Annotated in this window: 17 protein-coding genes and 1 pseudogene; 3 read left to right on the plus strand and 15 right to left on the minus strand. The window is 26.1% G+C overall.

The annotated features are described in order from the left end of the window. Positions 1-99 precede the first annotated feature (99 nt). Positions 100-1,737 (plus strand): phosphoethanolamine transferase, encoded by a 1,638-nt coding sequence (locus ACAN_RS09800; RefSeq protein ID WP_099334414.1) that lies wholly within the window; start codon positions 100-102, stop codon positions 1,735-1,737. 12 nt (positions 1,738-1,749) lie between these two features. On the opposite strand, the pseudogene ACAN_RS14155 reads toward ACAN_RS09800, so the two are convergent. The 3 genes and pseudogenes from ACAN_RS14155 to ACAN_RS09815 form a co-directional block, all read right to left on the minus strand. Then, positions 1,750-2,306 (minus strand): annotated as a pseudogene (locus tag ACAN_RS14155) (YrbL family protein). Positions 2,307-2,314: 8 nt separating this feature from the next. Continuing rightward, positions 2,315-3,415 (minus strand): glycosyltransferase family 4 protein, encoded by a 1,101-nt coding sequence (locus ACAN_RS09810; RefSeq protein WP_099334415.1) that lies wholly within the window; start codon positions 3,413-3,415, stop codon positions 2,315-2,317. Next, entirely contained in the window at positions 3,405-4,148 is a 744-nt protein-coding gene (locus ACAN_RS09815; RefSeq protein WP_191287710.1) for a glycosyltransferase family 2 protein, read from the minus strand. Before ACAN_RS09815 ends, ACAN_RS09810 begins: the two co-directional genes overlap by 11 nt. A gap of 89 nt (positions 4,149-4,237) precedes the next feature. On the opposite strand from ACAN_RS09815, the gene ACAN_RS09820 reads away from it, so the two are divergent. Both ACAN_RS09820 and ACAN_RS09825 read left to right on the plus strand, forming a co-directional pair. Then, positions 4,238-5,098: an ATP-grasp fold amidoligase family protein gene (locus ACAN_RS09820; protein WP_099334417.1), complete on the plus strand. Its 861-nt coding sequence runs from the start codon at positions 4,238-4,240 to the stop codon at positions 5,096-5,098. Then, complete coding sequence (locus ACAN_RS09825; RefSeq protein ID WP_099334418.1) at positions 5,098-6,168, plus strand: glycosyltransferase; 1,071 nt, start codon at positions 5,098-5,100, stop codon at positions 6,166-6,168. Before ACAN_RS09820 ends, ACAN_RS09825 begins: the two co-directional genes overlap by 1 nt. Here ACAN_RS09825 and ACAN_RS09830 read toward each other — a convergent pair. From ACAN_RS09830 to gltB, 12 genes are read right to left on the minus strand one after another with little or no spacing between them, the layout of a single operon-like run. Continuing rightward, entirely contained in the window at positions 6,151-6,747 is a 597-nt protein-coding gene (locus ACAN_RS09830) for a YrbL family protein (protein WP_099334419.1), read from the minus strand. The genes ACAN_RS09825 and ACAN_RS09830 overlap by 18 nt on opposite strands. Continuing rightward, on the minus strand, positions 6,740-8,011 hold the full coding sequence (locus ACAN_RS09835; protein ID WP_099334420.1) for an O-antigen ligase family protein: 1,272 nt from the start codon (positions 8,009-8,011) through the stop codon (positions 6,740-6,742). The genes ACAN_RS09830 and ACAN_RS09835 overlap by 8 nt, the downstream gene beginning before the upstream one ends. Continuing rightward, the gene (locus ACAN_RS09840) at positions 7,998-10,010 is read right to left on the minus strand and encodes an LTA synthase family protein (RefSeq protein WP_099334421.1); all 2,013 of its coding nucleotides are present in this window, start codon (positions 10,008-10,010) and stop codon (positions 7,998-8,000) included. The genes ACAN_RS09835 and ACAN_RS09840 overlap by 14 nt, the downstream gene beginning before the upstream one ends. Further along, positions 10,007-10,792, minus strand: a complete 786-nt coding sequence (locus ACAN_RS09845; protein WP_099334422.1) for an RIO1 family regulatory kinase/ATPase domain-containing protein — start codon at positions 10,790-10,792, stop codon at positions 10,007-10,009. Before ACAN_RS09845 ends, ACAN_RS09840 begins: the two co-directional genes overlap by 4 nt. Then, entirely contained in the window at positions 10,785-11,147 is a 363-nt protein-coding gene (locus tag ACAN_RS09850; RefSeq protein ID WP_099334423.1) for a diacylglycerol kinase, read from the minus strand. The genes ACAN_RS09845 and ACAN_RS09850 overlap by 8 nt, the downstream gene beginning before the upstream one ends. 3 nt (positions 11,148-11,150) lie before the next feature. Further along, a complete protein-coding gene (locus ACAN_RS09855; protein ID WP_079580097.1) occupies positions 11,151-12,056 on the minus strand; it encodes a lipid A biosynthesis lauroyl acyltransferase in 906 nt (301 codons plus the stop codon). Next, a complete protein-coding gene (waaC, locus tag ACAN_RS09860) occupies positions 12,040-13,062 on the minus strand; it encodes a lipopolysaccharide heptosyltransferase I (protein ID WP_099334424.1) in 1,023 nt (340 codons plus the stop codon). The genes ACAN_RS09855 and waaC overlap by 17 nt, the downstream gene beginning before the upstream one ends. Beyond that, complete coding sequence (locus ACAN_RS09865) at positions 13,050-14,528, minus strand: Ppx/GppA phosphatase family protein (protein ID WP_099334425.1); 1,479 nt, start codon at positions 14,526-14,528, stop codon at positions 13,050-13,052. The genes waaC and ACAN_RS09865 overlap by 13 nt, the downstream gene beginning before the upstream one ends. A 1-nt stretch (position 14,529) precedes the next feature. Continuing rightward, positions 14,530-14,784 (minus strand): YfhL family 4Fe-4S dicluster ferredoxin, encoded by a 255-nt coding sequence (locus ACAN_RS09870; protein WP_079580094.1) that lies wholly within the window; start codon positions 14,782-14,784, stop codon positions 14,530-14,532. 48 nt (positions 14,785-14,832) lie between these two features. Continuing rightward, positions 14,833-15,561: an inositol monophosphatase family protein gene (locus ACAN_RS09875; RefSeq protein WP_170233031.1), complete on the minus strand. Its 729-nt coding sequence runs from the start codon at positions 15,559-15,561 to the stop codon at positions 14,833-14,835. A gap of 1 nt (position 15,562) precedes the next feature. Next, positions 15,563-16,939, minus strand: a complete 1,377-nt coding sequence (locus tag ACAN_RS09880) for a glutamate synthase subunit beta (RefSeq protein ID WP_099334427.1) — start codon at positions 16,937-16,939, stop codon at positions 15,563-15,565. Between the two features lies 1 nt (position 16,940). Then, on the minus strand, positions 16,941-21,377 hold the full coding sequence (gltB, locus tag ACAN_RS09885; RefSeq protein WP_099334428.1) for a glutamate synthase large subunit: 4,437 nt from the start codon (positions 21,375-21,377) through the stop codon (positions 16,941-16,943). Positions 21,378-21,521: the final 144 nt, after the last annotated feature.

A 21,521-nucleotide genomic window follows, 5' to 3' on the forward strand; every position in this document is an offset into this window, starting at 1 on the left:
TTTATCAAAAAAGCATCTATATTTTCATTAAATAACTATTTATAAGATTTTTATTTTACTTTAAGTGTTATTTCGACTTAATTTATTACAAGGAAATCGATGAAAAATATATTTTACAAAATAACTTACAATATTTTTTTAGCACTAATAGTAACATGCTTATTTGTTTGTGTTGAACAAATATACAGAATATATAATGATATTTTATCTTTTAATTTAAATATTAAAAGTTTTTTAGAACAATTTATAATAAACCTATTGATTATATCAATAATAAGAACTAGAGCTATTTTAATTACTTTTACAGTAATTGCATCATTTGTTTGGTTTCAAATTTTACACTTTGCATATTTTGGAACTTGGATTTTCCCTCTTGAGTACTTACTTTTCTTTACAAAATTTCAAGAAACATATGATACTTTTAGAACAGTTGCTCAAATTGCTATTATACCTACTATAATGATAATATGTCTTATTTCTTCTATTTATTTTTTACTAAAATTTAGTGAAGAAAAAAGACTTAAAATTCCATTTTTATCTTTTATATTAATAGCTTTTATTATATTTGTACCACTTAGAGTTTATATTAAAGATTCCAAAAAAGGTCATAGACCAAATGTAGAATATTATCCAATTAAAAATACAGTTCTAAATCTTGGCTATTTATTTGGTAGTATTTTACCTAAAAAAATATCGGGAAATACTGGATTAGAACAACCTGTTGTTCCTACACCAAAACTTCTTACTAATAATCCTGACATAAATGTTATCATGATTATGGGTGAATCTTTAAATAGAAATTTTATGTCTTTATATGATTATAAAATTAAAACAACTCCATTTTTGGATTCAATAAAAGATGATGAAAACTTTGTATATAAAAAAGGAATTGCATCAGGTGTTGTAACTGATGTTGCTGTTCCATCATTTTTTAATATAATAAAAAGACCTGATGGAGTACCACAAATTATATCAACAAATACTTGTTTATTTAAGATGGCAAAAAATAATGGCTTTCAAACATATTTTTATAGTTCACAAGCTCAAGACCAATTAGCTCATTTAAAAAATTATTTATGTATGAGTAATATTGATAAATATACTGATGGAACAAGTGTAACAAAAGATATTGATAAACCAGCATTGGATACATTCTTACTTAATAAGATTGAAGATATTGATTTTTCAAAACCTAGTTTTGTTGCTTTACAACAAAGAGCTTCTCATACTCCATTTATAGATACTTTTCCAAAAGAGTTTGAAATCTTTACAAAAGAAAATGTAGAAGATAAAACAATTAGTCAAAATACAATAGATTACGCAAATTCAATTGCTTATACTGATTATATTATTTCTCAATTAGTAAAAAAAGTAAAAGAAAAAACCAATAAACCAACTTACTTTATCTTTACATCAGATCATGCTTCAAATGTAGGCGATCCAAATAGACAAGGTCATGGAAGATTAAATTATGATTCAATTTATCAAGTACCATTTTTTATCTATGGGATTAATGGTGCTAAAGTAATGAAAAATAATTTTTCAGATTTTGAATTTATTTCACATTACCAAATAGGAAATGTAGTAAGTACTCTTTTAGGATATGAAAAAAAATATAGTTATTTCAATACAAAAGAAGACTATTTTGTTTGTGATTCAGATATTTCTGGATTATCAGGTATTTTAAAAATATCTTTTGATAAAGAGAATAAACAAATAAAAACACTTATAGAGTAAATATATTTTACTCTATAAGTACTTATTTACAAACTTATCCCATCTTCTATTAATTCTTCTTCTTGCAAAATATGAAATTTTATTTGGCAAAGTAAAGTGAGAAACATCACCTAATCCATCAATTAATACAAGTTGTGATTTTTCCTTACTTATTTTTCTAAGTAGAATATTTTTAGGCATCATTCCATAATTAAAAATAATTCTATTTCTTAAAAAATACTCTTTATATTCATTAAGCTCTTGTTTATAAAAATCAACTCCATTTTCTTTTATATAATGTGCAAATGTTTTGAAACTTCACCATCATAATCACGAACAACCTCAATTATAAAACCTTCACCATGGTTTGTATCAATTTCTACATAAAACTTTGGAAGATGTTGCCAATCATTCATTCCTTTTTTTATTAGCTCTTTATAATAGTTAACTTCTTTTTCTGATTGTTTATTTTTTTCTCTTTTATTATTTTTATAAGTTACTTTTACTGCTTTGTTTTTATCTTCAGGATGTAAATAACAAGCTCTCTCACTACCTTTTCCTATAAAATCTTTTTCTTTTAAAACTAGCACTTTTTATCCTAAATCGTTTCAAATAAAGTATTTAATTTTTTAAACTGTTTTTCACTATCAAACTGTTCTTCTGCTTTTTTTTGTCCTAAGTAAGCTAATTTTTCTCTTAAAAAATCATCTTTATATAACTTTTCTATTTTTAAAGCCAAATCTTCATAATTTTGATTTTCAAATAAAAGTCCAGTTTTTTCATCATCAATTATTTCTAAAACTCCACCAGAATTTGAAGCAATAACAGCTGTACCATTTCGCATAGCTTCAATTGTAACTAATCCAAAAGTTTCATTTTTTGAAGTCATCAAAACTACATCACAAGCTTGCATGAATTTTGAAGGCTCTTTTGTAAAACCTACAAATAAAACTTGCTCTTCTAACTCATATTTTATAACTTTTTGTTTTAGCTTTTCTAAATACTCTTCACTCATAGCATGTCCTATGATATAAGCTTTAATATTTAGCTTTTTTTCTTTTAGCAACTTCATAGCTTCAATAAGTAAATATTGCCCTTTAAACTCATTTATTCTTCCAATAAGTCCTACCATAAAAGAGTTTTTTACTTGTAATTTTTCTTTAAAACTTTCTATTTCCTCTTGATTTAAAAGTTTTTCATCTTTTGCTCCAAGATATAAAAGTTTAGTTCTTGGTCTAATATCTTTAGGAATAAATTTATTAACTTGTTCTTGTAAAGCTTTTGTTACACAAATAATTGTATCAATATTTTTATATAAAAACTTATGATAAAAATCATTTTTAAATCTTGTCATTGTCATATGTCTTGTTTGTATAATTTTAGGCTTTCTTTTTGATAATTTTTTTGCAAATACAACATTAGGAATATCTTTTGTCCAATGAAGATGAATAATATCAATTCTTTTTTCATCAATAAATTTCGCAAGCTTTAGAGCCAAAAATAAAGAAAAGCTACTTTTTCTTTTTAATATGAAAATATTTTTTTCATTTTTAAAATAGTTTTCAAGCTTTGAATTTTTTGAAATTGCATTATATACATTAAACTCTTTTGATAAATACTTTGAACAATTACTCATATAAAGTTCCAAGCCTCCCAAATCAGGAGATAAACAAACTTCTAAGATATTCTTATTTTTCATTTTTTTGCATTTCTAACATAATTGCATATTTCATATAAGAACTAAAAGCAGATACAACAGCTACATTCCAACCATTAATTCCATGAAACGCACCACCTTTTAAAATCAATGTTTTAAAAAGTGCTCCAACTCCATGAATAAAAGGATCAAAAGAATTTGCACGCTTGCCATCTTCATATGCTAAAACGGCACCTCTTTTAATAAACTTTTCAGTTGTTCTTATCATATGGATATAATCTTCATATGAATAATGTAACATATCAGCTTCTAAATCACAAATATTTTCTGTCTCAACTTTTGCATGACCTTTTGCAGTTGAGTAAGCACATTTTCTTCTATTATAAAGTCTTGTAACTCTATCTGGATACCAAAGCTTTATAAAATTATCTCCAACATAAGTTTTTCTTGCAAAAGAAAAAGCATCAAAAGTAGTATTTTCTAAATCAAGTTTCTTAATCTCTTCTATTGCATTTAAATCTAATCTTTCATCTGCATCTATACTTAAAACCCAATCATTCTTTGCAAATGGAGCTCCAAAAGCTTTTTGTGGACCATCACCTAAATACTCTTGCTTTATAACTTTAGCACCTAAACTCTCTGCTATTTCACATGTTTTATCACTACTTAAAGAATCAATAACCAAAACTTCATCACATACTGTTTGTACTGATTTTATAACTTCTTTTATATTCTTTTCTTCATTAAGTGTTATTATATTTGCTGTTATTTTCAAATTCAAAATACCTTAAATATTTATTTAATAAGTCTATATTATATAATAAGTTTAATTTAAATTCGATATAATTGCTAAAAAGAGAATAAATGCTAAAAAAAATAAAATACTTTTTAAGATACTTATTTATTTCTGATGAAAAATACACAAAGTACAAATTCAAAAAATATTTACACTATGATTTAAATTTAATTAATCCAAAAAGTTTTAATCAAAAACTTCAATGGCTAAAATTATATGACAGAACACCACTACATACTAAATGTGCTGATAAATTTTTAGTAAGAGACTACATAAAAAATAAGATTGGAGAAGATTATTTAATCCCACTAATATTAGTAACTAAAAATCCAAAAGAAATCAATAAAATGAAATTACCAAACTACCCTGTAGTAGTCAAACCAAATCATTCAAGAGGTGCATATATAATTAAAAATAAAAATGATTATACTTTTAAAGACCTACAAGAAAAACTATCAAAAGAGTTGAAAAATAATTTTTACTATAGAACTAGAGAATGGCAATACAAAAATATAGAACCACAAATAATTGTAGAAAAACTTTTAATTGATGAACAAGGCAGTATTCCCAAAGACTATAAATTTTTATGCATGAATGGAAAAGCAAAATTAATTCAAGTTGATAGTAATAGACTTAATAATCATCAAAAAACTTTATACAATACTAAGTGGGAAAAACAAAATTTTGAATTTAACTTTCCAAGAGGAGAAGATATAGAAAGACCAAGTAATTTAGAAGAAATGATTAAAGTATCTGAAATATTAGCAAAAGATTTTATATTTGTAAGAGTAGATCTTTATACAATTAATAAAAAGATATACTTTGGAGAGTTAACATTCCATCCAGCAGGTGGATTTGGCTGGTTTAAGCCTAAAGAAGTTGACTTTCAACTAGGTGAAATGTTAACTCTACCTAAAAAGAAAAACTGATGAAGCAAAAAACTGCAATTATATGTCTGTCAAGAGTAAATGGAGGGATGGAATTAGCCTCTGTTAAATTAGCAAGATTATTAAGTAATAAAGTTAAAACTGAATTTATTGCAAGAGATAATAGCTATATTTTAAATAAAAAAGAACATTTTGAAAACTATGATGTAAAAGTACATCAAGTAATATTTTCTAGTAATTTTAGCTTTAAATTAATAAAAAGTGTTAGAGAAATTTTAATTAACAATAAAATTAAAAATGTAATATTTCTTGGTGCTTCTGAGATGAAATCACTCTATTTTGCAACGCTTGGCTTAGATATAAATTTTATAATTAGACAAGGTTCTAAAAAAACAACTTCAAAAAAAGATATTTTTCATAAACTATTTTATAGTAATGTAAACTATTTTGTTGGAAATTGTGAATATATGAAAAAAAATATTTTAGATATTCTTCCAATACCTCAAAAAGCAAAAGTAACAAGAATATACTCTTCTTTAAAACTTGAAAAAGATATTTTATTTAAAGAGTTCAATGGAAAAATTAATTTAGTACATGTGGGAAGAATTCATCCAGGAAAAGGTCAATTTGAAGCTATAAAAGCTTGTGATATTTTATATAAAAATAATTTTGATTTTAACTTAAAATTCTTAGGAGATATCCAAGACAAAAACTATTTTAAAAAGATGAATGACTATATTGAAACTCTTGAATATAAATCAAAAATAGAGTTTGTAGGATACACAAGTGAAGTAAAAAAGTATCTTCAAAAAAGCGATGTATTTATCTTCCCAAGTTTAGGAGAAGGTATGAGTAATGCGATAATTGAATCACTTGGATTTGGACTAATTCCAATTATTTATAATGACACTTCATCACCTGAATTTAAAGACTTGGGCTTTCATATTCACTTAACATCACAAAATAGTGTTGAAGAACTTGAAAAAATAGTTTTAAATTTAGCAAAAAATTTAAAAGAAGAAAAAGAAAAAGCAATACAAAATCATTATAAAGCTTTAGAAATTTTTGCTTTACAAAGAGAGCAAAAAGAGTATTTAGAGTTGTTGATTTAATTTAATCTTCTTTTTAACTTTATCAATATTTTTAAGAAATATTTTCCATTGTTTTATAATCTTATATTTATTGTAAAAATTAAACATTAGATATAGCCTAAACTTAAGACCTTCTCTTTTAGCACCTAGACCATCAATAATTATTAACTTATACTTATTAATTTGATACTCTTTACATAATAAATTTACAGTAGTAGAGTCTGCAAATAGAATATTATTTTTAAGAAGATAATGTTCCAACTCATTTAATAGTTTTTTTTCTTCAGTGTAACTCAATGTTTCATCAAGTAAAATATCTCTGAATGTTCGAGATGTATTTCCATTATAATCTGTTATCTTTTCAAATACAAGTCCATTGCCTTTACTTGTTTCAATAAAGCCATAACATCTTGCAATATGCGAAAAACTAACATTTTTTGTTTTTAATTTTTTATAATACTTATATTCTAAATAGTTTTGATTACTTTTATATTTTTTATTATATAAAATCTTAATTATTTTATCTTTTTCCAAAGGATGATTATAACAGGCACGTTCACTTCCCTTTGAGAAAAGAAATTTATCCTCTAATTTAATCATTTTTCTTTTTTTCTATGGATTTTTTATATACAATTACACTTAATAATACAAATAAAGATATTAAGATGTAATTAATAGGTTTCTTTGCAAAAGTTGCATTTGCAAATGAAATATAAAATATAACAATATAAAAAGTTGTTCCAATTAAAAAATATTTTAAATCATATTTTTTTAATAAAATCAATAACCAAAGTATTGAAGCAATTAATAACAAATACCCTAATAAACCATATCTACTTATCAAGTCAAAATGTTCACTATGATATGTAGAGAATATTTTTTCATATGTATATCTACTGTCATTTTTTTGATAATTTTCAAGAAACTTTACATTATCTTCTGGTCCAAATCCAAAAATAGGATTTTCTTTCAGTGCCTCAATTCCTACTTTATTAAAATAAATTCTAAGACCTACACTTCCTTCAAACTTATTCTTAGTAAAAACTTCTTTTACTTCATTTATTGCCATTTCATACCTATTAAGCTTATTTGACTTATCTAGAAGAATATATGTAAAAACAAGAATAATAGAAAAGAAAATAGAAAAAAATAATAAACTTTTCAAATTAAAAATTTTCTTGTAATTCATTAGAATTATTATAGAAATTATTGATAATAAAAATGCAAGTTGAGCAGTACGACTATTATTTACAAAAAGAGTAATAAAATTTATAAAACTTAGAAAATAAAAAAGTACTTTTATATTCTTTTTTCCTGAAAAAAAGGCAATAATAAAAGAACATATTGCTCCTATTGCCATATATTGAGTAACTATAGCATATCCCATTATACCTTTAGGATTAGAAGAAGTACTATTTGTGTCTGATATAGTAAACATTCCTAAATATATCAAAAAAGAAAATATTGTATAAAGAGAAAAACTGATTATAAATAATAAAATTGCTTTTTTTGCCTCTTTTTCATTTAAAGTTGTAAATAATACTGGTATCATTAAAAAATAATACTTATGAAAGCTATTTACATAATCTAAACCATCTTTTAAAGATTCACTCCATAAAGAAGAAATATATGTATATAAAATAAATATAATTAATAAAACTAAAGGTTTAAAGTTAAAAATGCTTCTAAATCTTTTTATAATTGTATCTTTATATTTTATTAGCCAAGAAATAAAAAGAATAATAGTTAAAGTTCCAAATTGACCATTAGAAAAATTCCAAGGCATAATAAAACAATAAAAGTATATAAACAATACTAATTTATCTTCATTTTTAAGATAATGAGTAATTTCATTTATTTTCACTGGTTCCCTTTTTATAATTAATATTAATTAAGTATTCACTTATTGCTAAACAGGCCTTATAATACTCAAGCATAGGTTCATTTTTGATACTTAAACTTTTAAATTTTTTAACTTCATCCTTTGAATTAACTACTAAAGCGCCATTAAATCCAAAATGCTCTTGGCTTAAGTCAAAAAGATTTTTTCCTATAGAAAGATATTCTTTATTCTTTAAAGTTAAATTATAAAGTGTAGGAAAAATATCTTTGTGTGAACCCGCAACTTTTGTATCAATATTTAATTTGCTCTTTAAACTTTCAGGTAAATAAAAATACAATGGAATATTTCTAGAATTCAAAATCTCATTTTCATCATATTTCATAATTCCATCAATTGTGTTATTATCAGCTGTTACTACAACTATTGTATTATCTTTAAATTTAGACTTTTTAAACTTATCTAAAAATATTCCAACTTGATCTACTGCATACGCATATGAAGCAAACCTTTGTTTTGCTAACTCAAAATCACCAGTAATATGATTTTTTATTTCTTCATTGTAAGTTAAACTTTTAGACTTGTAATCATTTGGTATATTATAAGGTGGATGATTATTTGTACTAAGTGCTACTATAAACTGTTTGTTATTTGAATTCTCAAGCTTTTTTAATATATGTGAATATAAATATTCATCAAAAATTCCCCATGGATGAAAATATTCATCTTTATCTTTTGTAATATCTTCTAGGTGATTAAAGATATTGATTTTACCTTCAACATTATCATAGCCTTGATGCTTTATAAACTGAGCTAAACTTCTCCATGTTAAATCACCACCATAAATAAAACTTGTTTCATAACCAGAATCTTTATATAAAAATGCAGGACTATATGTAAAACTAGTTTGCTTATAAATAGATTGTGAAAATGCAAAAGATCCAGGACGGTGAGGTATATTTAAAAGCATTGCTTGTAAACTTGAAATTGTTCCATTTCCAGCTGATATAAAATTTGTAAATAAAGTATCTTCATCAAAATGCTTTTTTAATTCACCTAAAATATTAAATTCTTCACTTTGATATTTTAGTATTGGCATTCCAAAACTTTCTACCATAATTACAACAACATTATACTCTTTATCATCAATTTTTTTCGTTTTATATGTTATATTTTGTAGTAGTTCATTTTTATTTATATCACTAGTTCCTTTATAAACTTCAAATGCTTTTTCAATATTTCCTTTATATCCAGTAGCTTTTAATAAGTCATATTTTTTCATAAGATATTTTTCTCTTGCACTTAAAGCATTTGTAAAAGCTCTAAACCCATTATGTGATATTTTATTTATAAACTCATTTGTTGATATATTTGGAATCATTTTCCCTAAAGGATACATACCAAAAGTACCCCTTATTGCTAGAAAATTCAATATAAATAAAATAAGAAAAATAAGCGCTGAAATTTTAAGACCAAAAAAAGAGTTATAGTTTTTATTTTTAATAGCAAAAATCTTTTTTATACAATAAAATAAAAAACTTAAGTAAGCAAAGAAAATAGCTAAAATTAAAATCACATTATAATTTTGCCAAAAAGTAATCATCAAAGCTTTAGTATCATCATCTAAAAGACCAAAAAATAAAATATTAATATGCTCTTTAAAGTATGAATAAAACCCAAAATCAGCACATAAAAAAAGGCTTACTACAAAATAACAAATAAAAAGATAATAAACTAAAAACTTTTCAAAATATAGTAATAAATTATCTTTTTTTACATAATATAATATTATAAGAATTATTGTTGGAATTGCTTGAATATAGCCAATAACAGTTAAATCAATCCTAAAACCAAGAAAAAAAGCATTTAATATATCTAAATACAAGCCCTCAAAACTATCAAGTGAAGAATAGTAATTAAAAAAGACAAGTCTAAAAATTGACATAAAAACTAAAAATAGTATATGTCCCAGTAAAAGTTTTTTAAAAATATTTAGTACATTTGAAATAATTATTTTATTCATTTTTTATCCATTTTCAAATTATATAAACTATCAAATAGTTTAAAAAAGCTTTTTACATCTCGCCCTAAAAGTTTATTAATAAAGTTTATTTTACTTATTTTAATTAATAAAGAAATTCTTCTAGCTAAACTTTTGAGTTTTTCTTTAAATTCATAATTTTGAGTCAAATTTATATAATTATCAATAATATATTCGTAGTCTATTTCTACATTTGCTCTTATTTTCGTCATTGATAGTAAAAAAAGTAAAAAATCTCTATATTGCAAAGTTTTTAAATCGACATTTTCATCAAAACTATCTTCTAAATCAATTACATATACTTTATTATTTTTGTATGTTAAGTTTCTTGATTGAGCTCCGCCATGATACTCATTACAATTATGTATTTGTGCAATAGTCTCAATTGCTTTAGGAGTAAAAAAGAAAATATCCTCTTTTTTTACATCTTTTTTTCTAATATGTGAATGTATAGTTCGTCCACTATCTTCTAAAACAAAAAAATCATCTTCTTTATAAACTACTTTAGGTACATTTATACCTAATGTTTCAAATCTTTTTAATTTTGATGTTTCAAATTCTAATGCTTCTTTTGCACTTTTAAACTCAACTGGTGTAATTATCTCTAATTTAAATATTTTGTAATATAGTTTATGACTTAAAGATGACATCGTAGGTCTTGCTTTTTTAACCCAATACTTTTTATCTTGAAAAACTAGTGAATAAATCTCTTTATCTTTATTTAAAAGATTTTGTTCTTTTACAAATTTAATTAAATCAAGCATATACTTCCCATAAAATTAAAATCCAACACACTAAATGTAAAATTATTGTAAACATAACAGCAGTTGAGCCTATATCTTTTGCAGTTTTTGCTAAAGGTGCAAACTGTTTTGTCACTAAATCTACTACATTTTCAATAGCAGAGTTTATTAATTCAACTATTAAAACTAAAATTCCAGTAACTAAAAGTATTAATTTATAAGTCAAACTTGCATCAATAATTAAAATTCCAGCTATAATAAAAATTGCACAAAAAAGCTCTAATCTAAAAGAGTTTTCTGTTTTTAAAGCATGTTTTAATCCACTTAAGGCATATTTTGTATTTTTAAAAAGATGATATTTGGGTTTATTATTCATTTATTACTTCTTATAAATCTCTTTGTAGAACTGTTTCCATCTTTTATGTTGCCAAAACCAAAAATCTGGTTTATTCCTAATTTGCTCTTCAATTACTTTTGATTGCATAATTGTAAGCTCTTTGACTTTATCTTCTGTTTTAAATTCTATATTTCTTACATCTAAAGGTTCATATACTTTTAAAGTATAATCCCTAAAATCATTCATTTGTGCAAATACAGGTATTATTAAAGCATCAAATTTTAATGCAAGTCTTGAAGTAGAGTCAGTTGCAAGCACTTTTTTATTAAAAAAATCTATTTCAATACCATCTTTAATATGTTGGTCAATTACGACAGCAACATGGTGATTGTTTTTTAGAGCTTTTAACATACCCTTTGCTGCTGTTTTTTTCTCTAGCATTATTATATTGTTTCTATCTCTTGCTTCTATATAAAGCTCATTTATCAATGGATTATCCATTTTTCTATTTACAACTGCTAGAGTTCCAAATTTTAACGCAACATAAGGTAAAGCTATCTCCCACCCGCCATAATGAGCCGTAATAAATATAATTTTTCTATTATTTTCTATAGCTTCTGTAATATAGTGTTCATTTTCAAAATTTGCTTTTTGAAAAAGTTTCTCTTTTGAAATTGATTGGTTTTCAACAAACTCATATATATTAAAAAAAAGTGATTTATATGAGTTAAATCTAATTTGTTCTTTTCTTTCTTGAGAAATAGTATCACCAAACACTAAATCTAAATTTGCTTGTACTATTTTATTATATCTTTTATTAAATTTATCAACTAACTTTGTAGCAAATATTAATAATGGTTTTATTATAAAATAAGGCATAACTGCAAATATAAATCTAAAAATTTTATATAAAAGAAATCTATAATAATCTTTAATTTTTCTCTTCATAAAGAATTTCCTTTGCCATTTTTACGATATTTTTATCGTCTATTTCTTTAATTGAAAAATCATTTTTATCCAATTTATATGGATTTACTTTTGTATTTGACTCAATTATTCTATTTATATTTGTTTCATATGTATTTCTATATCCTGGTGTATTACCAAAAAGTGTAATAGATGGTATATTTAAAGCCCAAGCCATATGCGTAGGTCCAGTATCATTACCTATTACCAAGTCTACTTTTGAAACAAGTGCTTTTAAGTTATTTAAATCTAATTTTGGAAGAACTGTTACATTTGAACTATGATTTGCAATCTTATTTGCAATCTGTTTTTCAGCTTCACTTCCCCAAGCAATTAAATAGTTTTCATTTAAAGAATTTGTAATATTAGCAAATTTTTCATTAGAATACATTTTACTTACCCAGCTAGCACCAACAATTAATAGTATATTTTTTTTATCATTACTTAAAAGTTCATATACTTTTCTATCTTCATTTTTAAAGAATAAAAAAGGTTTTTTATTCAAAATATCTTTTTTTGATATTGTAAAATTTAATGGTTCTGATAAAATCTTTGCATTTCTATCAATTGCATTTCTATCATATGAAATAGTTATTTTTTCATTATATAAACTTGCTGCAAACTTTTCTCTAATTGAAAGCTTACTAAAACCAGCTACTTTTTTACCTACTAATTTTGAAACAATTGCTGATTTTATTAAACCTTGAGCATCAATTACTAAATCATATCGATTTTGTGAATATTTTCTTGCTAATTTTATTTGAGTAAAAAGCTCTTTTTTACTTTTTTTAATACTTTTTAGATTTAGTTCATAAATATTATCTATATGAGGATTATATTGCAAAACTTTACTAAAAGAACCCTCAACAAACCAATCAATTTTTATATTTGGATATTTAGATTTTATAAATTGTAAAGCTACCATTGCATGAATTATATCACCCATTGCAGATAGCTTAATAATTGCAAGTTTATTTATTTTTGACATACTATTTCTAATTCTAGCATCTTTGGTACTTCTAGTTTATCAAGCGAAGACTCAACTAAAAATGAGTAACAAGGAAGTATAATTTTCAAAGTATTAGCTTCTAAGATATATTCTACTTTTGGTTTTGAATAATCTTGGTTTATCATCAAATTTAAAGAAATCATAAAAGACATCCACTGCATTGTTTCTAGGTTTGGTAATAGTTGCTCATATCCTTGTAAATCTTTTTTAGTAGGCAAAGACTTTTTTGAATATTTTATTGTATATGCTACTATAACTCTTGAAGTATGCAAAAAATCATAATTTAAACCATTTAATATAAAATTAAAAGTATTGTCATTAACTTTATAAAAATTCAGTGTAGTACCAATAGAGTGAAGTTTTGAAGCAACTACTAAAAGTGTTCTAAACTTATCATCTAAATTATGTATAGGTTTTAAAACTTCAAATATTTTACTTGCATTATTTCCAAAATATGCACTTTGGTTGCCATCTGTTTCAAACCTATCAAGTAGTGATCTTAAACTTATATTAAAATTTGAGGGAAACTTATGATTTGAATTTCTTAACAAGTCACAAAGATAAACACCTTCTCTAACACCAACTCCAGAAGTAATGACTTTTTTTGTATTTAATTCTTCTAAAATAGTATTAAAAATAAAAGTTCCCTCTTTTATAGTATCAAATCTATCTTTTTTTATTCCTAGTTTTTTAAGTTCAGTAATATCTTTTGCATTTATTATTGAGTTTATAAGTGATTTATTTGAGTCAACATCATAAGTATATCCATGTAATACATCAAGTGGGTAAGAACTATCTTTCATTATAGCTTTAGTAATTGCTCTAATACTTCCACCAATTCCTACAACAGTAGATGGAATACTAATATCTAATTCAAAAATCTTTTTTAAATTACTTGAAATATACTCTTTTGCTTCATTTACACTTCCTTTATCAAAAAAAAGTTCTTTTAACCTTACTGTTCCTATATTTAAGGAAATTGATTTTGTTATTTGTCCATCTTTTACAAAACAAAATTCAGTAGAGCCTCCACCAATATCTACAGTTAAAAATTCATCATTATGAAGTAAATTCAAAGCTGCAACACCACCATAGTATGCCTCTTTCTCTCCATTTATAACTTTTATATTTAAGCCTAGTTCTTTTTTCACTTTTGATAAAAAAACTTTCGAGTTTGGTGCATCACGAAGTGCAGATGTTGCAACGCAAATCACTTTTTTTGCTTTAAGTGAATTTGATATATTTAAAAAAGATTTTAATGAATTAAAAGCTCTATTCATAGGAGTTTCTTGAAGGTTGCCACCATTTTCATAGCATCCTTCTGAGATTTTAACCCTACTTTTTGTTTCATTAATCAAATGAAATGCGAATCTACTACTTTTTTGTAATACAACCATTCGCATTGAGTTTGACCCAATGTCTATAATAGTTGTAGTTTTTGCCATTTTATAGCTCTTCTTCTTGTAATTGTTCGAATTTAAATCTTAATTCTTCCATTGTTTCTTGATTATCAGAATCTACAATAATACAATCAACAGGACAAACTTCAATACATGATGGCTCTTCATAATGACCAACACACTCAGTACATCTATCTGGATCAATAATATATATTGGATCACCCTCTTCTATCGCGTAGTTTGGACACTCATCTCTACATGCATCACATGCAATACATTCATCTGTTATAATTAAAGACATTTACGTACCTAAATCCTAAGTTAAAATAATTAATCTTGGATTTATAACCTAAAGTTTATTAATAGTATCTTTAATTAGATTAAAATCATAGATACTTTTAGCCACAATTAAGAATTCATCGTTTTGATAAAGATTTAACTCTTCACACATAAAAACTCCTGCTGCAATATCAAACTGCCTTAAACTACCATGAAATAGAACAAATTTATAGTTTCTAGCATCACATAAAGATAATGCAATAGCTCCTAAACTTCTATATTTTATATTTTTATTAAAAAGTTTTTGACAAAGCTTAGGATGAGTATAAGCTCTTTCAAAAACTCCAAATTTGCTATTTTCTATTTTAAAATTATTTATTGGTTTTAATGTTTTTAATTCAAGTTTTTCAATACCACTATCTTTAGTTTTATAACTTATTATTCCAGTAGCTAGATTACAAATTACAGCTGCTATTATTTTATTATTTTCTTCTAATGCGACTGATGTCCCATAATAAGGTAAATTTGAAGCTAAGTTATCACTTCCATCAATTGGGTCAATTATTATGTTTGTTTTTTTATTTGAAGATATATAGCCACTCTCTTCTGAGTAGATATTTCCATACTTATTCAAATGGTTTATAAAAATAGATTCAGCTTTTAAATCAATAGTTAAGCTATCATCCCCTCCAAAACCAATATTTCCAGTAGTTTTTATATCAGTAGAAGACATATGAGTATGTATATACTCATATATCTGTTTATTTGCTTTTATGCAATCTTGAATAAAAGCATTCATATTATGATAATGCTTTGATAATCTCTTTTGCAGCTTCTCTTCCATCAGCTGCTGCTGTTACTGCTAAGTGTGCACCTCTTTGGCAATCCCCACCAGCAAAATACTTTTCATTTGAAGTTTGGTATTTTTCGTTTACTTCAATTCCACCCCATGAATTAGTATCAACTTTTGCTTCTTTTAAAAATTTAGGAACCTCAGGAGAAAAACCTAATGCCATAATAACAACATCAGCTTCTTCAAGATATTCACTTCCCTCAACAATTTTTACTTTTTGTCTTCCTGTTTCATCAGGTTCACTTAAAGCTGTTTTTTGAACTTCAATTGCAACAGCTTTATTATTTTTTAGTTTTATAGCTTTAGGAGAAGCATTAAAGATATATTCAACACCTTCTTCTTTGGCATTAACAACTTCTTTTTTACTTCCTGGCATATTTGCTTCATCTCTTCTATAAAGACATTTTACAGATTTTGCTCTTTCTCTAACAGAAGTTCTAACACAGTCCATAGCAGTATCTCCACCACCAATAACAACTACATTTTTATCAGAAACATCAATAAAATCTTCAACTTCTTGTCCAAAATTTCTTTTTTGTATCTTCTTTAAAAAATCAATTGCTAAATGAACATTTGGTGCATCTTCACCTTCAATTTTAGCCATTTTCCCTTCAGTTGCTCCAATTCCTAAAAAGATTGCATCAAACTCTTTTTCTAAATCATCTATTGTTTTATCTTTACCAATTTCACAATTTACATGAAGTCTCATTCCAGCTTCTAAAAGCCAATTGATTCTTCTTTCTACTGAACTTTTATCAAGTTTAAAGCCTGGAATTCCATAAGTTAAAAGTCCACCTGCTCTATCATCTCTTTCAAACATTTCAACAGCAATTCCTTTTCTAAGTAAAAAAGTAGCTGCTGAAATTCCAGCAGGCCCAGAACCAATAATTGCTACTTTTTTATTTAAGTTAATAGGTGCAAATTTAGGCTTCATACCTTTTGCAAAAGCTTGTTCATTTATATGTGTTTCAACTGCACCAATTGATACAGCACCATGTCCTGTATTTAAAGAACAATCACCCTCACATAAAACATCATGAGGACAAATTTTTCCTAAAATTTCAGGAAAAGGAGAAGTCTCATTTGATAAAGCAAAAGCCAACTCCAAGTTCTTTTCAGCTGTTTGTTTAAGCCAAGCTGGAATAAAGTTATGTAAAGGGCATTTTGAGTGACAGTATGGATCTCCACACTGCATACATCTATCTGATTGCTCTTTTGCTTTGTTTTTTTCAAACACCTCATATACTTCGTCAAAATCTTTTAATCTTTGTAAAACATCTCTTTTATTAGGATTAACTCTTTCAAATTTTGTAAAATTTAACATCTTAATCTCCATTCTCAGGATCTAGTGGCAATACCGTCATATTTTTAGGTTTAACCAACCAGAAATTTCTAATTTCTGCTCTAAAATTATCTAAAATTGATTCAGCTTTTTCACTTGCTGTTTCATTTAAATAATCTACCAATAATCTTTTCAAATATAATCTTTCTCTTTCTGTATCATCTGTATCAATTCTAACTGCTTCAATTAACTCTTGATTCATGTTATCAACAAATGCTTTTTGATCATCATATACAAATGCTAAACCACCTGTCATACCTGCACCAAAATTAATTCCAGTTGGTCCAAGAATTACTGCAATACCACCTGTCATATACTCACAAGCATTATCACCAGTTCCTTCAACAACTGCAATACAACCAGAGTTTCTAACAGCAAATCTTTCACCAGCCGTTGCTCTTACATATAGTTGTCCACCAGTAGCACCATATAAACAAGTATTACCAATTCCAGCAAAGTCTTTACCTTGATGTAGTGGAGTAATTATTATTTTACCACCATTCATTCCTTTACCAACATAATCATTAGCAGCGCCTTCTAAATGTAAGTTCATACCTTTACTTAAAAATGCACCAAATGACTGACCAGCAATTCCTTTTAAATTAATATTAATTGTATCTTGAGGTAAGCCCTCATCACCATAATATTTTGCGATTTCTCCTGAGATTAATGCACCAAAACTTCTATTTAAATTACAAATTTGTTCACTAACTTTTACTTTTAAAGTTGGTTTTTCAATTGCTCTATGAACTTTTTTTAATATCTCTTTTTCGAACTTATTTTTATCAAATGGCTCATTTGAATCTTTTTGACAAGTATTAATTCCATCAACTCTTCTTAATATATTTTGAAAATCGAATTTTTTAGCAAACTCATCATCAATTACTTTTAGTAAATCACTTCTACCTATAATCTCTTCCATTGTTTTATAACCAAGTTTTGCAAGAATCTCTCTTACTTCTTGTGCAACAAAATTAAAATATGAAATTAATCTCTCTACTGTTCCTGTAAAATGAGTTCTTAAATCTTCATCTTGTGTCGCAACACCTACAGAACATTTATTTGTATGACAAATTCTTAAAATTTTACATCCAAGTAATGTAAGTGCTGCTGTACCAAAGGCATAAGATTCTGCACCTAATAATGCAGCTTTTACAACATCAAGTCCAGTTTTAAGTCCCCCATCTGTTTGAACATGTACAAACTCTCTTAAATGATTTGCCTTTAAAGCATTATGTGCTTCTGAAAGCCCAATTTCCCAAGGATTACCTGCATGTTTAATTGAACTCATAGGAGCAGCTCCTGTTCCTCCATCTCCACCTGAGATAATAATCTTATCAGCATATGCTTTTGCAACACCTGCTGCAATAGTTCCAACACCAATAGAAGAAACAAGTTTTACTGTAATTTTTGCTCCTGGATTAATTTGTTTTAAATCAAATATTAATTGTGCCAAATCTTCAATTGAATAAATATCATGATGTGGAGGAGGTGAAATCAATGTAACACCAGGTACTGTATGTCTAAGTGTTGCAATTAAAGGAGTTACCTTATGCCCTGGAAGTTGTCCACCCTCACCTGGTTTTGCACCTTGTGCAACTTTTATTTGCAATTCTTGAGCACTTACTAAATATCCAGGTGTAACACCAAATCTACCTGAAGCTACTTGTTTAATTTTAGAATTTTTTAAAGTATTAAATCTTTTTGGATCTTCTCCACCCTCGCCTGAATTAGAAGCACCACCAATTGTATTCATAGCTTGTGCAATTGCTTCATGTGCTTCTGGAGATATAGAACCACAAGACATAGCAGCACTTGCAAATCTTTTAAATATATTCTCTTTTGATTCTACTTCTGATATATCTATAGATTCTCTATCAGAATTAAACTCCAAGAAGTCTCTAATAAATTTTTTATCTCTAGTTTGAACTAATTTTTTTAAACTATCAAAATCAGATATTTCTTCTTTTTTTGTGGCATTTTTATTATGCATAGCAGCAGTAGTTTTAGGACCATAATCATGATACTCTCCACCATCAACATATTTGTAAAAACCACCTAAGTCAAGTGGAAAAATATGATGATTATCATAATATGCATTATAATGAGACTTTTCTACTCTTTTTTCAATATCTAAATAACAAAGACCTGCTAATTCACTATGAGCACCTTCAAAACACTCAGATACAATTTTATCAGATAATCCAATAACATCAAACAATGCAGAGTTTCTATAACTAGCTACTGTAGAAATACCCATTTTAGACATGATTTTTAATAAACCAGCATCCAATGATTTTTGAGTATTTTTAAGAAGTCTTTGCATCTCATATTTTAAGATATTTTTTCTTTCATATAAACCAACTACTGTTGCATACATCATATATGGATAAATAGCAGTTACTCCAAAACCTAATAATACAGCTGCCATATGAGGATCATAAACTTCACCTGTAACAGAAACTAAACAAACACAGTGTCTAACACCCTCTTTTAGTAAAAGTTGATTTATATAACCAACAGCCATGGCCATAGGAATAAGTTTTTTTGATTTGCTAACTTCTCTATCATCTAAAATAACTACTGTTATTTTATCCTCTTTTACTGCATTTACTATTTTTACTCCAAGCTCTTTTAAACTTGCTTCTAAATCATTCGTAAAAGTTGTACTAAAAGATCTATTTTTATAATACTCATCATATCTAGGAGATTTTGAATTTCCAAATGAGTATAAAATATCATATTTCTCTTTCATTAAAATTGGACTTGAAACTTTTAATCTTTTTGCAAACTCTACTTTTTCATCTAAAAAGTTATGAAGTCTTCCAAATCCTGTTTCTAAAGACATTACTACTTTTTCTCTGTATGGATCTATAGGAGGGTTTGTAACTTGTGCAAATTTTTGTCTAAAGAAATCTGTGAAATTTCTATTTACTTTAGAAAATGCAGCAATTGGAGTATCATCACCCATAGAACCTACAGGTTCTTTACCATCTTTTGCCATTGGCTCTATAATTTGATCTATTGCTTCATAAGTAATATTAAAGTATTTTTGTCTTTTTTCAAGTTCTTCAACTTTATAATCACCCCACTCTAAAAATGACTCATCTATATATTCTTGTAGATATTTCATACCACTATTTAGCCATTTTGAATAGTTTTGAGATGATTTTAAATAATCATTTATATCATTCTCTTTTAATATCTTTCCATACTTAAGATCAACTCCAATCATCTGTCCTGATTGTAATCTTCCTCTTTCTAGTATCATCTCTTCATCAATATCTAAAGTACCATATTCAGAAGTTATATAAAGTTTTTCATCTTTTGTAATTACATACTTAGATGGTCTTAATCCATTTCTATCAATTAAACAACCAATATGTCTTCCATCAGTTAATGAAACAGCAGCTGGTCCATCCCAAGCTTCCATAGCAGCTGCTGTATATTCATAAAATGCTCTTAAATCAGAGTCCATGTGTGGAGAATTTTGCCAAGGTGCTGGAATTAAACTTCTTGCAGCTTTGAAAAAATCCACTCCATTTGCTACCATAAATTCAAACATATTATCCAAAGAAGCAGAATCTGAACTTCCTTCTTGTAAAATAGGTAAAATTCTTTTTATCTCTTCATCTGTAAAAATTTCAGATTTGATATTTTCAGATTTAATTTCTACACTAAATCTATTTGCTTCAACAGAGTTAATCTCTCCATTATGTGCAATTGTTCTAAAAGGCTGAGCCAATTTCCATTGAGGAAGTGTATTAGTTGAAAATCTTTGATGAAATAAAGCAAATGAGATTTTAAAATCTTCATCTCTTAAATCAACATAAAAATGCTTAATATGCGTAGGCATAACAAGCCCTTTATACGCAATAACTTTTGAAGAAAATGTAGGGATATAAAAATCTTTTTTATCTTTTAATTTATGCTCACACTCTTTTCTTGTTAAGTATAGCATCGCTTCAAATCTTTTTGATGACATTAATGTACTTGGTGTTACAAATACTTGAAAAATAGTTGGTAAAGTATTTAAAGCTTGTTGTCCAAGTGCATTAGTATCTACTGGTACTTCTCTTGTCATAAGTACTTTTAAGTCATTATTTTCACAGAACTCTTTAAATACATCAATATCTTTTGAGTCTTTAGTAAAAATCATAGCTACAGCGTAAGTTTCTGGTAAATCAATACCATGTTCACTAGTAACTTTTCTCATAAAATAATCTGGCATTGAAAGAAGTAACCCAGATCCATCTCCTGTTTTTCCATCCGCTGCTACTGCACCTCTGTGCATCATTCTTTCTAGCGAAGTGATAGCATCTTCTAAATTATTATGGCTAGGCTTATTTTTCAAATGTGCTAATAAACCAAAACCACAGTTATCTTTAAAAGATGTTAATAAGTCTAAGTTAGAACCCATCATTTTCCTTTTTATTAATATAGTATAATTATTTCATCCCTTATTAAAAGTTTAATAATATATCTAAACAATATTTAAAAAATGGTTAAAAATCATACATAAGCAGTTATTAAGCTTAAATTTGTTGCATAAAATGTGGTTACA

This window comes from Malaciobacter canalis, assembly GCF_008000835.1.
Taxonomy (GTDB): domain Bacteria; phylum Campylobacterota; class Campylobacteria; order Campylobacterales; family Arcobacteraceae; genus Malaciobacter; species Malaciobacter canalis.